The sequence below is a fragment of the Microterricola viridarii genome (assembly GCF_900104895.1).
Taxonomy (GTDB): Bacteria; Actinomycetota; Actinomycetes; order Actinomycetales; family Microbacteriaceae; genus Microterricola; species Microterricola viridarii.
The window spans coordinates 2,434,750-2,449,162 of the sequence record NZ_LT629742.1 but is presented as its reverse complement, the minus strand read 5'-3'; the positions used below and the strand labels follow the sequence as shown (position 1 = coordinate 2,449,162).

The following is a 14,413-nucleotide window of genomic DNA, read 5'->3' as shown; positions in this document are numbered from 1 at the left end:
CTCGGGGCCGGGGCGATGGACCCGGACGTTAGGAAGGTGCACCCGCCTGCGCTTCGCGGGCCGCCGCCTGCACGTCCGAGCGCTGCGCGCGCATCCGCTCGGCGAAGGTGAGCGTGCCTGCCAGCGCCGCTTCAAACTGCTCCCACTGCTCCTCGGTGAGTTCGGCGGCGATTTCAGCGACGTCGTAGCGGAGCCACCAGTCGTGCAAGTCATTCCAGAGGAAGACGAATGATCGGGTCGGCAACTTCGAAGTGATGGCGGTCGACGCTGACGGATGCGCCGGTCGGGAGCCCTTTGCCTTCGGTGCTGCCTTCACGCGGGCGAGGGCCTCCCGCGCCAGCTGCTCGAGTTCGGCCGCAGTCACCGAGCGCTCAGCGGCATGCACGCGTGCGGCAGCCACCGACGAGGCCTGGCGGATGCCCGCGGGCTGCGCGGCATCCGCTGCCAAATGCTCCAGCTCAGCAAGTGTGAGCTGCGTGTTCAAGCGGCGGTGCGCCGAAGCGACGGAGCCGCCGGCCTCAATCGCACTTAGCTCGCGCTGTGCCTGCTCGCGGATCGTGGGGTCCACGCTCTCGTCGGCCGTGATGCGTTGTACGTCGCTGATGCGATCGAGCGTCGTGTACGAGCGCCGCCCGGTCACCAGAAGTGCCGCTTGTGCCCGGGCGTAGCCGTCGAGCAGCGTCACCGGTGCTGCCACGGTGGCAGCACCACCTGATCGGCGGTTCTCCGGGGCCGCGCCGAATCGCGACGACTCCTGCCGATGCCGTGCCTCTTCGGCGAGAAGTGCCTTCACCTCGCGGTACAGGGTGGCTGCTTCGGTCGGGCTCAGGGACTTGTGCAGCGCGTTGTCGTCCTGCTCGGCGAGCAGCTGGGTGAGCCGGTCCGAGATGCCGGAGCGAACCCATACGTTGAGCTTGCGCACTCCGAGTTGCCGGAGGGCGGCCAGCCGGCGGGCTCCGCAGACGAGAATGCCGTCAGGGGTTACTGTGATCGGCTGGAGAAGTCCCTGTCGCTCGATTGAGGCGGCGAGTGCGTCGATGTCGCCGAGGTCGGTGCGATGCCGCGCACCGATTCGGATGGAGTCGATCGATCGCTCCAACTCGATGTGCCCCGGGGTGCTGGTCACGGCCCGACGCCCGGAACGTTGGCCACGATGTCCGACACCAGCTCGTCATCCCGAAGCAGCACATCGAGCGGTTCGCCGACTATCAATCGCAGCAGGATGCCGCGGCCAGCCGCCGTGTGGGCCTGCAGCGGGTCACCGCATCCCAGGAGTGTACGGAGCATCGTCATCCACGCGCGCTGCGGGAGGTCGAGGAGGGCCCGGGCGGCGTAGTCCCGCCGCAGGGACTCGTAGGCCGAGGGTCGGGACGCGGCATCCGCGAGCCGGCTGCAAATGTACTCGACACCGTCACGTGCACGGTCGGGCGGCCAGCCAAGCAAGCGGAACAACTCGATCGCGTTTTCGACAGCCGACTGCACGCCGAGCGGAGGTTCGTCGGGTTCCTCGACCGGGCTGGTGTGGAACGCTGGGTGGTAGTCCGGCAGAGGGTGCTCGCGATCGCTGAAGCGTTCGGCGTCGTGGTATCCCGAGAGGCGGGGTCTGCGTGCCTGGTGCACCGCGCAGAGCAGTCCGTGTGCGCGTTCTTCGGCGATGCAGGTGACCTGCACTGCGCGGGTGACGATCGCCCACGGGTCATCGGCGCGCAGAGCAGACGGCGCCCGCATCGCGTCGAACGCGGCGGCCGCCGCCTCCCAGGGATCCAAGCCGTGCTTGCGTGCCAGCGCGGCGTAGCGCTCCGCAACGAAGCGCATGAGCTCGGCCGCCTCACGGTCGGTCCGCCAGGCGGAACCGTCGTCAGCCTGCAACCGGCGAAGCAGCGTGCGCAGACCCTCGGAGTCGCGGAACGCCTCCGAGCCAGAAGTCCGTTGCCCGGTCCGGCCTATCGCGGCGGGTGCAGCAGGAACGGTAGGGGATGCCGTGTGCAGTGGGGTGTTCATAGCTCGCGCCGTCCAAGGCCATGCTGCGCGACCGACGCACTCTCGGTCGACCGCCCAAACGCGGAGAGCGGGGGCAGCCGGTCGGTGCGCTCGCGGATCGCCCGACGAGTTGTCGCGGGCGCTCGCCGCATACGACGGACCAGCTCCGACTCGAAGTCGAGCCCACGACCGGCAATGCGGCCGGTGCCGGTGTTCAGGAGGTCCGATGCGCGAACCCAGACGATGCCCGAGCGGTAGTCAGGCCTCACCAGAGTGGAACGGCCCGGATGTCTAAGCGCCTGCGAGCGCCGGGGGGCTGCGGAGGGCAGAGAGCGCTCGGCCTGCACCGGGTGCGTGCCCTCTGCGTTGGCAGCCGCATCGAGGTGTTCCGTCAGGAGTGCCTCTTCAACCTCGTGGTCATTCATCGCTCATGCCCTCGCCTACTGTTGTGGTCTGGACAGCAGGTGCACCCGCGTGAACCCGAAACCACCGCCCGACGGTAGACGGATGCACGCCCAGGCGCCGTGCGATCGCCGAGTTCGACCAGCCAAGCGCCCGGAGCGACGACGCGTCGGCCTGGCCTTCGCCGACTGCGGCGGCATCCGCATCGAATAGGGTCTCGACGGCCGGCACGACAACGTCTTGCGTCGCGGGGGCCACGGCCCTGCCCGTCTCGTGCCGCATGAGCACCGATGTGAGGTGCGTGATCGCGAGGATCACCAGGGGAGGGACTGCAGAGACGCATGCCGCGAGCAGGATTGGGACGTCGGTCGCTCCGGCAACGAGCGCGTGGGTCGCGTTTGCTGCGACAGAGATCGCGGCGCCCGCGATGAGCAGCATCCACGGGTACCAAGCCGCGCGCGATCGTGCGAGCGCGACCACGGCTACAGTCGCGACGACAATGATTCCGTCGACGATGAGCGGCCAGACCCATGCTCGAGCCGCATCGATGCCCGAACGGCGGGCGAGATCGGTGAGTGACGTGAACGACAGCCAGAACGCGCCGGCCGCGATGAACACCGTCCCTATGATCGCGGTGACCATCGCCAGCCGGACGCCTTCTGTGCGCGGCCACTTCACGAGAGGCACGGCGCGTCTCCATCTCTGTGTCGCGGAGTGACCGGATACGACCACGTCGCGGCAGTTGAACCCAGCGGCATTCTGACGCTTTGCCGGTTCGCCGAGTGGATGGTCGTTCTGATCTCTCGCTCCGAAAGTCCGGCGCTCGCCGCGGCAGGCGCGAGCGCCGCTTCGACCTCGGCGGGTCGGCTGCCGGCCTCCAACAGGCGGCAGGCAGCCCAGAACAAGCCGCTGTTCCGCTCGCCCTCGTGAAGATTGGCGATCCAGCGCGCTAGCCGGGTTGGTGCAGGCGCAGCGGCCGCGGCTCCGTCGGGCGGTGGTTCTGATCGGCTATGCCCGGGGTCGATGAAGTCCCGGAGCGCGGCAGCATCGACTGACGTTGAACCAGAAGAAAACAGGGAGACAACGCGATAGGCCACTCTTCCGTTGTTCGTCACCAGCGCCGAGGGAGGCACGACGACGTAGCCGCCCTCACCGCGGAAGTCGATGTGCGCGACGGCGGACTGCCAGCACCGCTGTGGGTGGCTCGGCAAAGCGGGGAAATAGACGTGCAGGCCGCCAGACGGCGTGCGAACCCGAGCAAGCTCGCCCGCGACCATCCCGGCCGCACTCGCGCGTTCGAACGTGACGAAGCCCGAACCGGCATCCGCTACATCGATGTCGACGACTTCGATGCCCGAGGCGCTGCCCGTTGGCAGCCCCAGGTTCGCAGCAGGCCATCGAGTCCACCATGAGCGCACCTGGGCGACGTCGCGGCTGGCGTCGTGAAAGCCCGCGTGCGTGAGTGGGCGTTTGCCGCCGCTGGCACACGGGAAGATTCGGATGCCGGCGCGGGCGAAGGCGAGCGCGGCATCGAGCGACGGCATCCCGCGCGTCGTGAAGAGCACGTCAGCGACGTCCATCACAGCGTCAGTGCTCCACGTTGCACCGCCGTTTGGGCGGTTGACGGCTTAGGGGCCGTGTCGGCGATGACCTGCGCCGGCTTCGACCGGTCGAGCCCCGGGGTATCACCCGCCCCGCTCTGCGCGGTGGGGAGCTGGTCGAGTATCGCTACGGCGGTTCTACGCACCCGCTCGCCGGTTGCCTGCACGACCTCGACGGCTGTCGTGCCCGACACCGAAGCCGCCCATGTGGACACGTAGGGGATCGTGTACGCGGTGGTGTCCATGCCGTGCGCCGCACCGATCATCAGGGCCACCGATTCGGCTTCAACCTCACCGGTCCCACGGTGAGAGCGTGCTTCGCCGTTGGGCTCGTGCATCCGGATGTGGGCGAGTTCGTGCGCCAGCGTCTTGACGCGAGCCGCGGCATCCATGTCAGCTCGCACGGTGACAGCTCGCAAGCCGAAGCCGGTCATGCCGTTCGCGCCGCCGAGCGTTTGGGCATCTTGTGCCAGCGACAGGCTGAATCCATCGCCTCGGACGAGCGACGCGAGACCATCCCAGAGCCCGGCCGGCGCTTCACCCTTCAACAGGTGCGGTGTGGAACTGTCGGGAAGTGGCTGTCCGTCGGTTTGCGAAACGTCCCAGACGTACGCCGGCTTGACGCCAATCATGCGCGGGCGCACGACCTCGCCCGATCGCGGTCTCTCGGAGGGGTTGAGCCTTCGCCACGAGCCAGGGTCGCTGGGCGAGGATGATGCGAACCGCGCGGTTACGGGGGCGAAGATCATGTACCCCTTTTGGCCAGCCACGACGTGCCGGCCGAGCGTCTGCCACTGCTTGAAACCGGCCACGTAGCTCGGAACTGGGTCCGGGACGAGCCCGCGCCGGTACGCGGCGTCATGCTGCGACCAGATCAGAAGCGTGTTGTTGAACGAGCGTGATCGAAAGCGGGCCACAAACTCCAGCGCGCGTTTCCACTCATCGCCGGTGACAAGCGCCTCAACGGCGGAGACCAGATGCTCATGAAGCTCAGTGAGCTTTTCCTCCCACTCGTGATGAGGCTGCGGGTTCATCGACACATCGATCACCTTCCCGGGTCGTCGCCACACATAAGAGGCGTGGACGACACATAGGTGTGCTCCGCTGCGCACGGCTGGCCCGGGCGCAGAGTGCGAACTTCGCGGACTCCGCACGCGGCAGCGGTGCGGAGTCCGTGGCTACAACTAGAACGTGTTGGCGCCTCCCTTTGAGCATGCTCAATGCAGTGGATGGATACGTTCTAACACTCGAATTGAGCATGCGCAACCCTTGATTTGGGCATGCTCAAGGAGTAAATTGAGCATTCCCAATGTTCTACGATTTGCGGCGGGCTGATGATGGTGGTGTGCCTACCCAGAGGTGGTGAATGGTGATCCGCGACTTGACCGAGGCAGAGAGCAAAGCCGCCGCGGAGGACCTCGCCAAGCGCCTCCGGCTCTTGCTCGATGTTGCGATCGCCGAGACCGGTGCCGAGCCGACGTTTTCGCAGATCGCAGCATTTCTTGAGGAACGTGGGTCCAACCTCTCGCGCTCTCGCTGGACGTACATGGTGAACGGCCATCGGTACGTGCAGGATGAGGCGCTCTTCGACGGCCTCGCCGAGTTCTTCAACGTGGATCCCGCATTCCTGATGGGCGCGGAAGGGGCCGAAACCCCCGCCCGGGTGAGCGCACAGCTCGATCTGGTGCGTTCCATGCGCGCCGCGCGGGTGAAGTCGTATGCGGCTCGCACTTTGGGAGACATCTCACCCAACGCGCTTCAGGCGATTAGCAAGTTCCTCGACGAGGAGATCGCCCAAACATAGCCAGCTGTCTGAGTGCGCCGGGGACGCGGGGATCCAGGCACGTCCGAAGGGAAGTGACGACATCGTGAACACAGACGTGATCGTGTCGGCAGCTTTCGACGAACTCGCACTCGGCGACACGTTCTCCTTCGACGAGCTGGTTGGCGCGGTGCAAGAGCGCCGCCAGCGCCGCCTGCGCATCATCGAACTGGCTGAACTCGGCGATCACGACGGGCTCTGTGCTGTTTGGCTGATGACGGACGCCGAGGACCTGGTGCTTCACGCCCACAGCGACTCGGCGCTGCATCGGCAGCAGTTCGTGCTGCACGAGTTCGCGCACATCCTGCTCAATCACGGCAACCATGATGATCCAGATATGCCCGACGTCCTCCTGCCCGACATCCCGTCCGAGACACGCCGGCGCCTTCTCCGGCGCCAGAATCTGGACACTGCCGACGAGATCGTGGCGGAGTCACTGGCCGACAAGCTCGCCGCGGCCATCAGGGGTTCGACAATGCACGGCTCCAAATTCCTGGAGATCTTCGGGTGATCCCAGTTCTCGTATCAGCCCTCATGTGGACGCTTCTCGCGAGCTTGCTCATTCTGCGGCGCGGGCGCGGTGAACGCAGCATCACCTACGCCGCGCTCACCATCGCAATCGCGATGACCCTGAACATCGACTCCGTCTACGAAACGCTTGACGGTCTTGCGGGCGGCACCAACTTCGTCACGCTTGTCGCCGATCTCGCCCTGATGGTCGGCATCTTCTTCCTCGGTCGCGGCGTTAACCGGGCATCCGATCACCAGTCGCGAGCCGTGCAACTCGCACTCGGGCGGGCCGTGCTCGCGATCGCCTTCGTGTGCGCTGTCGTCACCTTCTTCCTCATCGATCGTGGCGCCACCACCACGAACTTCATGCTTGATCTGGGCAATCAGCCTGCCGCGGCTGCCTACTCGACAATCCACTTCCTCTACTACGGAATTGTGGTTGCGGCGATGGCGGTGCTGTCGGCGAGGCAAATCCGTGTCAACGAGGGTGCCCTGCGGTTGCCATCCGTTTCTCTCCTCCTCGGAAGCGTCCTCGGAGTCATGCTGGCCGTGATCGTCATCGTGATGAACCTTGCGCACGTGGCGGGCAACCTGGGCCTGATGTCGGCGGTATCTGAGGCATATGGGCCGCTGAACCTCTTGACATTCCTTTTTCTCTGCCTGGGATTTGCCGGCCAGCCAGCGGCCCGGGCCATGCAGACGCGTTCGCGAGAACAAAGAGCGCGGATGCTCGTGCGTGAGCTCGATCCGCTCTGGGCTGCAGCGACGGCGCTACGGCCAGGCATCAGCCAGAACGAGACGGCTGCATTCAACGCGGACGAGCCCGAAACTCTTCTTCACCGCCATGTCGTGGAGATCCGTGACGCGATGATCGATACCCGGGTGTCGTTCGAGCTGAGCGAAGGAGAGAGACAGCTGCTTGAGCGTGCCGAGCTGCACCTCCTCGGAGCAAGTTCGACGGGCATACCTAGCAGTTCGATGTCGAGGATTGAGATAGTCGACGGGCAGCAGCGCGCATGAGGCTGGGTTGGGTGGTCACGAGTGCGGCGGCTGCGGCCGGCGCAACTTTGGGGGGCCTCGGCCTGGTCATTGCGAGGCGCCTCACTGCCTCCGTCGGCGAGCGACGCTATGAGCTCACGATTCGAGGTGTCGATAGGTCGGGGGAGCGACCGGTCGTTCTCCTCGACCGCACACCACGCACTGCCGCGCCCGGCGCCTACTGTCTCCTGCTCGAAAGTGGCGGCCTAGTGCGGCTGTCGCGCGCAGTCAAAGACCACGGTCCAACACTTGTTGGCCGCGAAGTCCTGGGGCCGCTTGACCCTAGTGTGAGATCCGGCTCGCGGGCATCCTGGAGTGGCATCTATTTCGCGAGCCCGGAAGACGCCGGCCTCGAGGCAGTGGACGTCGATATCGAGACGGATGTCGGCGTGGCACCCGCATGGCTCATCAACCCCGCAGGGGGGCCGTCGTCGACCTGGGCGATCCATATCCACGGGCTCGGGAGCAGTCGCGCTGCGACGCTTCGCGGCGTACAAGTCGCCGCTGATGCTGGGCTCACGTCACTTGTCGTGACGTACCGGAATGACCGCGAAGGCCCGGCGGTCGGGTCAGGTCGTTCGACATTGGGCGCCACGGAAGTCGACGACGTGCGGGATGCCGTGCGCTACGCGCTCGCGCATGGTGCGAGCCGCATCGTCCTCTTCGGCTGGTCCATGGGCGCCGCGATCGCACTGCAGCTCGCCGTCGACACTGAACTCCGCGGCGTCGTTGCCGGGCTCGTGCTCGAATCGCCAGTTCTTGACTGGGTTTCGACGATCAAGGCGAATTGCGTGCGGTCGGGATTGCCAGCATGGGCAGGCACTTTCGCTGTCCCTTGGCTGGATAGCGGGTTTCTCGCTCGCATCACCGGCCCTGGCGGTCGCGCTCGACTGCGCGATTTTGACTGGACCGCGCGCGCCGACGAACTCGCCGTCCCGACTCTCATCCTGCATGGTTCAACCGACACGTCGGTGCCGTTTGCGATCTCATCACGCCTCCGCGATCGCCGCCCGGACCTCGTGCAGCTCCAAAAGTTCCACGTAGACCATGCAATGACATGGAACTCAGACAGGGATCGGTGGCGAGTCGCCGTTCTTTCGTTCCTGGAATCGTGCGGTGAACCGGAACATGCCAAAGGTTGATCGCAGCTGTTAGTCCTCCCAAACAGATTCGCCCTTGGCAAGCGTCTATGCGCCCATAGATGTATCCTCGCGCATCAGTCGCGCTGGGCAGTTCCGGCTCCACGACGCGCGACATCGGCCTCTCACGTCCGAAGGATCCGCTCGCTGTCAGCTCAATCAAGGGCGTTTGCGCGCGGCCTGCGCCATCAGGGGGAGCTCACGACGGAGAGCCTTATACGAGTTCGGAAGAGCCACTGGTGGAATGCCTGTAATGGCATCAACGATCACCTCGAGACTCTTGATTCCTTTGGATGCATATCGTTTGGTGAGAAGATGCTTTTCGTTTTGGTCACTAGCCGCAACCTTCAAACTCGCGAACATCTTCGCCCGCGGCTTCTGCGCCGCCACAAGGTCCACCTCAAGTGCATAGCGAAAACAGAAGAACCCTAGGGGCCGCAACATCTTCATGGCCTCTGCATGGTTTCGGTGAAGGTGCCTTGTGAGGGTGGCCTGATCCGAGGTTTTGGGGAAAAGTACCGGAAGGAGGGTCCCGGACTTGGCAACAGATTGATACTGCGGGTATCCAGCGCTGTCCAAACTGGCCGCCCGATCAGACTTGCTGTACGGCAGGAAATAGTCCTTGTCGACTACGTATGCAGATGCGATGTCAAGCTCCCGCATGAGGTAGTACATGTGGGCGATAGACGTAACGCCGCCAAGGGTCACAATGTTCATTCCCAGTTCGGCGGTATCCACCCCAGCATCCTGCATCAGTGTGTTGACTACCGCCGTGTCGGCCGGACCCTCAACGACTACGACAAAGTCCGCAAACAAGAACTCAGAGTTCAGTCTTCGATGGAATCGGTAGTAGCTAGCTCGATCAATCCCGTATCTCGTGAAGAAGTTTGACCCCACCTGGGTGAGTTGCGACTCCAATCCGCGAGACTTCCCAATTACGCGCCGACACAGAATGACCTGCTCGTGCTCAAGGGTGTCCACAATCGTGGGTGAGTGTGTTGTGAACACTACTTGCAGACCCATGCCGACAAGGTGTGCCATGAGCTGTCGTTGCGCCTGAGGGTGGAGGTTTTGTTCCGGTTCCTCCATTCCAATAATGAACGCCTTGCCCTCTAGTTCTGCGAGATATGCGTAGAGAGCGAAGATGGCAATACTCTGAGTTCCGGACCCGCTGTCTTCAAGCCGTATGGACTGGCCTCCTTCCCGCACCGTCAACGCTAGGTTCGGAAGAAGTAGTCGGTAGTCCGGGTCGGTGGAGAACTCCAACTCAAAACTGAAGGGACCGTTCATCGGGGCGACTTGGCGAAGCTGTTTCTGGAACCCAGTGAGCGCGTTCTTCTTGAAGGAAGCCCCGATCTCAACGAGTCTCGGGCTTACTCGATCCCGCTGCCTATTGGCGGCGATCCACTCTCCTGCTGCGCGACCGAGTAGACCGTGTTCTGCGCCGTGCGCGACCTCGTGATCACGCCGAGTGGGAATCAAGGCAAAGGAAATCTGCTTTCGCAACGCGTCGCGGAAACCGTCGGGTGCCTTTTGCCATCGGCCACCGGTATAAACGTGCCACGAAGCTTTCAGACGAGTGAACTTGAACTGTGCCCTAAGAGTCGTGCCGCCGGGCTGCACGTATGGGAGCGCGGGATCGGATGCGAGCCCCGTGATTGTCAGCTCGATGGTGCTTCCCGTTCCCTTCTGATATGCATGTCTTCCCGCCTCGAAGTCAGCCCTCTCCTCCTCAAAATTGAAGAAGGAGTTCAGCGCCCGGAGAACCGACGATTTTCCTGAGCCGTTCTGCCCAACGAGAGCAGTTGCCTCCTGGAGCTCGACTTCCGCTTTCCCAATCGCACGAAACTTCTCGATCCTGACCTTGGTCACGTGGATGCCGTGTTGAATCGACATTCACTCAGGCCTTTGTCGTGTCGAGCGTTACTTCGACGATCGAGTCAGAAAATACGACTTCCCTACTGTCGGCGCCGCATCGTTCGACGATGACATGAGGTGCATGCGATCGGTCACTCTTCATTGGGTTCCTTTCAGGCGTGACTTCTCAGAGTACTGAGGATCGAAGATCTTTCCGGACCGCCTCGTTGTACTGACTTGTCAGGCGCCTACCCGGCCAATGGACGGGCGGTCTCCAGCGGCGAAAGGGGCCCGGACGCTTCGACTCGTTAGGCCGGACAAGGGCTCGTTCCTGTGGCGAGACTCGACAGTCGCGACTCAGGGCGTCGCCGTCGGCGGGATGTGATTGCAACGCCTCGAGCTTCCGCGTTCTCATTGGTCGGCCCACGCCTCTTGCAGATCGAGGTAGCGCACCTCCTCTGTGATGGCGGAGGTGGCGCGGTGACGGTGTCGATGCGTGTGATGAGCGCGGGGGACGGATACAAGTACCTGCTTCGCACGATCGCCGCTGGTGACGGAGACCGTTCGCTGTCGACACCGCTGACCCGCTACTACAGCGCCAAGGGAACCCCGCCCGGGCTGTGGATGGGCGGCGGTGTTTCCGGACTGGGAAGCGGCGGCATCCGACGGGGCGACGCGGTCACAGAACGGCAGCTGCAGCTGCTTATCGGTTTGGGTCGCGATCCCGTGAGCGGTGAACAACTGGGTCGGGCATACCCGGCCTACTCCGCTGCTGCGCGGAACGGTGCGCCAACCACCGAGGCCCAGACCGTGCTTGGTCCAACTGAGCCCGTGGCAGCAGAGCCGGTCACAGGCCAGCCTGAGGCCGCATGCGTGCGCCGCGCAGTTGCGGGCTACGACTTCACCTTTTCGATTCCGAAGTCGGCGAGCATCTTGTGGGGCATCGCAGATGCGCCGACGCAGGCCATCATCGCACGAGCGCACCACGAGGCGGTGGCCGACGTAGTGGCGTTCATGGAACGCGAGGTCGCTGCGACCCGGACGGGTGCGACGGCCGGCAACGGGGCTGCCGCGCAGGTCGATGTGTCGGGGCTGATCGCGACGGCGTTCGACCATTTCGACAGTAGGGCGGGCGACCCGCACCTGCACACCCACGTCGTGGTGAGCAACAAGGTGCGGACCGTGCTCGACGGCAAGTGGCGCTCCCTCGATGGTCGGCCCCTGCACGGCGCGGTCGTCGCCCTGTCGGAGCTGCACGAGACGCTGTTCGCGGACGCTCTCACCCGTGCCCTCGGGGTGCAGTGGGAGAAACGCGAGCGGGGCCGTGACCGTAACCCGACCTGGGCGATCAGTTCCGTGCCGGTAGCGCTCGTCGCCGAGTTCTCGACCCGGGCCAAGCACATCGATGAGGAGACCGACCGACTGATCAGTGCTTTTGTGAGCGCGCATGGGCACCGCCCGAAGCCCACGACGGTCATGAAGCTCCGCGCTCAAGCGACTCTCGCGACCCGGCCCGCGAAGGAGGTGCATTCGCTGGCGGAGCTCACCGCGACGTGGCGCCAGCAGGCAAACCGCGTCCTCGGAGCGGACGCAGGGCAGTGGGCGAAGAGCGCGACATCCACCCCGGTGGCATCGACCTTGCGGGCGGACGAACTGCCGGCCACTGCGTTCAATACAATCGGGCGGAGCGTGATGGGCGCGGTCAGCGAGAAGCGCTCCACATGGCGGCATTGGAATCTCCTCGCGGAGGCGGCCCGTCAGACCATGGGCTTCCGATTCGCGACGGCATCCGACCGGGAACAGGTGATCGAGCGCGTCGTTGCCGCGGCGGAACAAGCCTCACTGCGGCTCTCTCCGCCCGAGCTCGCAACAAGCCCGGCCGCTTTTCGTCGTGAGGATGGCACATCGGTCTTCCGCCCCCGGTACTCCACCGTGTTCAGCTCGACGGAGTTGCTCGATGCGGAGACCCGGTTGTTGCAGCGCGGCGCGGATACATCGGGGCCGCGTGTGACAGCGATGGCGCCAACGGAGAGCGTGCGCCGGGCGGCCGGCGGCTGGGATGCCCTGGGCGATGACCAGCTCAGAGCCGTGATAGCCGTTGCCGGCTCGGGTCATGTGCTCGACGTGTTGGTGGGCCCGGCCGGAGCCGGGAAGACGACCACGATGAGTGCGCTGCGTCATGCCTGGGAGGCGCAACGCGGGCCGGGCTCGGTGCTGGGCCTCGCGCCGTCCGCGGCGGCAGCGGGCGTGCTCGCCCAGGACCTCGGCATCCCGACGGAGAACCTGGCGATGTGGTGGCAGAACCACCTCACGCACGGTACGACCTTCGAGTCTGGCCAGCTGGTGATCATCGATGAGGCGTCCCTGGCCGGCACCATGGCATTGGATCGCATCACACGCCTTGCTTCGGGTGCCGGGGCGAAAGTGCTGCTCGTCGGCGACCATGCCCAGCTGCAGTCGGCCGATGCAGGCGGCGCCTTCGCGCTGCTCGTTCACGACCGCACGGATGCGCCGGAGCTCCTGGAGGTGCGCCGATTCACCCAGGAGTGGGAGCGCGCGGCTTCGCTCGAACTGCGTCACGGAAATACCGAGGCCGTCGACGATTACGTCGCCCACGGTCGCGTGCACGAAGGCAGCGCCGACGACATGGCGGATGCCGCCTACGTCGCGTGGCGGGAGGACACCCGCGCCGCCAAAGTCAGCGTGCTGGTGAGCGGCTCGAACGAAGCCCTCGCTGCGCTGAACGCGCGGGCCCGCGCCGACGGCATCCTGGCCGGCCGCATCGATGCCCGCCGCGAGACCGCCCTGCATGACGGCACGGCCGCGGCAGTCGGTGACACGATCATCACCCGCCGCAACGACCGAGACCTGCGCGCGACAGGGACATGGGTGCGAAATGGGGACCGCTGGACGGTGCTGGCAGTGCGGAGGAACGGCGCGCTCGAAGTGCGCAGGCTTGGCAGGCAGTGGGGGAGTACGGTCGTGCTTCCGGGCGAGTATGCGGAGCGCCACGTTGAGCTGGGCTATGCCGTGAGTGCGTTTCGCGCCCAGGGGCTCACTACCGACACCGCCCACGTGGTGGTTGCACCGGGAGGGACGAGGGAAAGCTTCTACGTGGCGATGACTCGTGGGCGTGACTCGAACACCGCATACGTCGCGATTGAGCGGCCCGATGCCGTGCATAGTGCGCCGCTGCCGGGAGATGAGGTCGTACCGACCGGGCGCAGCGTTCTGGCCGGGGTGCTGCAGCATGTCAGTTCCGATCCGTCCGCGCACGAGACGCTTGCGGCCGAGCAGGACGGCTGGGGTTCAATTGCGCAGCTTACGGCCGAGTACGAGACGATTGCGGCATCCGCCCAACATGAACGGTGGGCCGCGCTGGTGCAGGGGAGCGGCCTCAGCGCCGAGCAAGCGGCATCCGCCATCGCCTCCGACGCCTTCGGGTCGTTGGGAGCAGAACTGCGTAGGGCAGAAGCTCACCACTCGAACGTCGAGAGCTTGCTTGGGCGAGTCGTGCGTGCGCGTGGCTTCGACGATGCGCAAGACATCGCCGCTGTGCTCCGCGCCCGAATCATGAGGGTGGGTGTAAGGAATGCCGGTGCAGCCCGCACGCGGAACGCGCCACGGCTGATCGCGGGTTTGATCCCACTAGCCGACGGGCCGATGCCGACCGAGTATGCCCTGGCCTTGGCGGAGCGCCACCGCCTCATCGAAGCGCGGGCGGATGCACTGGTTCGGAAGGCGATTGACGGCAGGGAAGCGTGGATCCGGAGCCTCGGTTCCCCACCAGTGCGGTCCTCGAGTCAGGCCGTTTGGCGGCGTAGTGCACGCATCGTCGCTGCATATCGTGAGCGGTACGGAATCTCGAGTGCGCGGCCGCTGGGAGCCGCGCCTGCGACCGACATTCAAGCGATCGATGCCGGACGAGCGCGGGCCGCAATGGAGGTGGCAAGCGCACTCGCGCAACAAGATTCCGGTCAGTTCGGAGCGCAGCTGGTGACTGCTCATCGACCACTTTCGGGAGCCGTGCTTCGGGTTTAGACTGCCAGCAAGCAACCTCCTAC

General features: G+C 65.1%; 12 protein-coding genes. 5 read left to right on the top strand and 7 right to left on the bottom strand.

The features are described from left to right. Nucleotides 1-28: 28 nt before the first annotated feature. Genes BLT62_RS11175 through BLT62_RS18140 form a run of 6 tightly spaced genes read right to left on the bottom strand, consistent with a single transcriptional unit; the run spans nucleotide 29 to nucleotide 5,017 of the window. Nucleotides 29-1,126 (bottom strand): ParB N-terminal domain-containing protein, encoded by a 1,098-nt coding sequence (locus tag BLT62_RS11175; RefSeq protein WP_083364124.1) that lies wholly within the window; start codon nucleotides 1,124-1,126, stop codon nucleotides 29-31. Further along, a complete protein-coding gene (locus BLT62_RS11170; RefSeq protein ID WP_231919121.1) occupies nucleotides 1,123-2,001 on the bottom strand; it encodes a hypothetical protein in 879 nt (292 codons plus the stop codon). Before BLT62_RS11170 ends, BLT62_RS11175 begins: the two co-directional genes overlap by 4 nt. After that, nucleotides 1,998-2,405, bottom strand: a complete 408-nt coding sequence (locus BLT62_RS17705) for a hypothetical protein (RefSeq protein WP_156786327.1) — start codon at nucleotides 2,403-2,405, stop codon at nucleotides 1,998-2,000. Before BLT62_RS17705 ends, BLT62_RS11170 begins: the two co-directional genes overlap by 4 nt. Beyond that, the gene (locus tag BLT62_RS11165) at nucleotides 2,398-3,024 is read right to left on the bottom strand and encodes a DUF2637 domain-containing protein (RefSeq protein ID WP_083364123.1); all 627 of its coding nucleotides are present in this window, start codon (nucleotides 3,022-3,024) and stop codon (nucleotides 2,398-2,400) included. The genes BLT62_RS17705 and BLT62_RS11165 overlap by 8 nt, the downstream gene beginning before the upstream one ends. Nucleotides 3,025-3,056: 32 nt before the next feature. Then, nucleotides 3,057-3,962: a bifunctional DNA primase/polymerase gene (locus BLT62_RS11160; RefSeq protein ID WP_156786326.1), complete on the bottom strand. Its 906-nt coding sequence runs from the start codon at nucleotides 3,960-3,962 to the stop codon at nucleotides 3,057-3,059. Next, nucleotides 3,962-5,017, bottom strand: a complete 1,056-nt coding sequence (locus BLT62_RS18140) for an ArdC-like ssDNA-binding domain-containing protein (protein ID WP_083365428.1) — start codon at nucleotides 5,015-5,017, stop codon at nucleotides 3,962-3,964. Before BLT62_RS18140 ends, BLT62_RS11160 begins: the two co-directional genes overlap by 1 nt. A 332-nt stretch (nucleotides 5,018-5,349) precedes the next feature. Here BLT62_RS18140 and BLT62_RS11150 point away from each other — a divergent pair, with 332 nt between their 5' ends. The 4 genes from BLT62_RS11150 (at nucleotide 5,350) to BLT62_RS11135 (ending at nucleotide 8,495) form a co-directional block, all read left to right on the top strand. Next, entirely contained in the window at nucleotides 5,350-5,787 is a 438-nt protein-coding gene (locus tag BLT62_RS11150; RefSeq protein ID WP_231919118.1) for a hypothetical protein, read from the top strand. A 64-nt stretch (nucleotides 5,788-5,851) separates the two neighbouring features. Beyond that, nucleotides 5,852-6,316, top strand: coding sequence for an ImmA/IrrE family metallo-endopeptidase (locus tag BLT62_RS11145; RefSeq protein WP_083364121.1), 465 nt, complete (start codon nucleotides 5,852-5,854; stop codon nucleotides 6,314-6,316). Beyond that, nucleotides 6,313-7,335: an MAB_1171c family putative transporter gene (locus tag BLT62_RS11140; RefSeq protein ID WP_083364120.1), complete on the top strand. Its 1,023-nt coding sequence runs from the start codon at nucleotides 6,313-6,315 to the stop codon at nucleotides 7,333-7,335. The genes BLT62_RS11145 and BLT62_RS11140 overlap by 4 nt, the downstream gene beginning before the upstream one ends. 377 nt (nucleotides 7,336-7,712) lie before the next feature. Next, nucleotides 7,713-8,495, top strand: a complete 783-nt coding sequence (locus BLT62_RS11135) for an alpha/beta hydrolase family protein (RefSeq protein ID WP_231919116.1) — start codon at nucleotides 7,713-7,715, stop codon at nucleotides 8,493-8,495. Between the two features lie 156 nt (nucleotides 8,496-8,651). On the opposite strand, the gene BLT62_RS11130 is transcribed toward BLT62_RS11135, so the two are convergent. Beyond that, nucleotides 8,652-10,388, bottom strand: coding sequence for an ATP-dependent nuclease (locus BLT62_RS11130; RefSeq protein WP_083364118.1), 1,737 nt, complete (start codon nucleotides 10,386-10,388; stop codon nucleotides 8,652-8,654). A gap of 453 nt (nucleotides 10,389-10,841) precedes the next feature. On the opposite strand from BLT62_RS11130, the gene mobF reads away from it, so the two are divergent. Further along, on the top strand, nucleotides 10,842-14,390 hold the full coding sequence (mobF, locus tag BLT62_RS11125; RefSeq protein WP_156786473.1) for a MobF family relaxase: 3,549 nt from the start codon (nucleotides 10,842-10,844) through the stop codon (nucleotides 14,388-14,390). Nucleotides 14,391-14,413 lie beyond the last annotated feature (23 nt).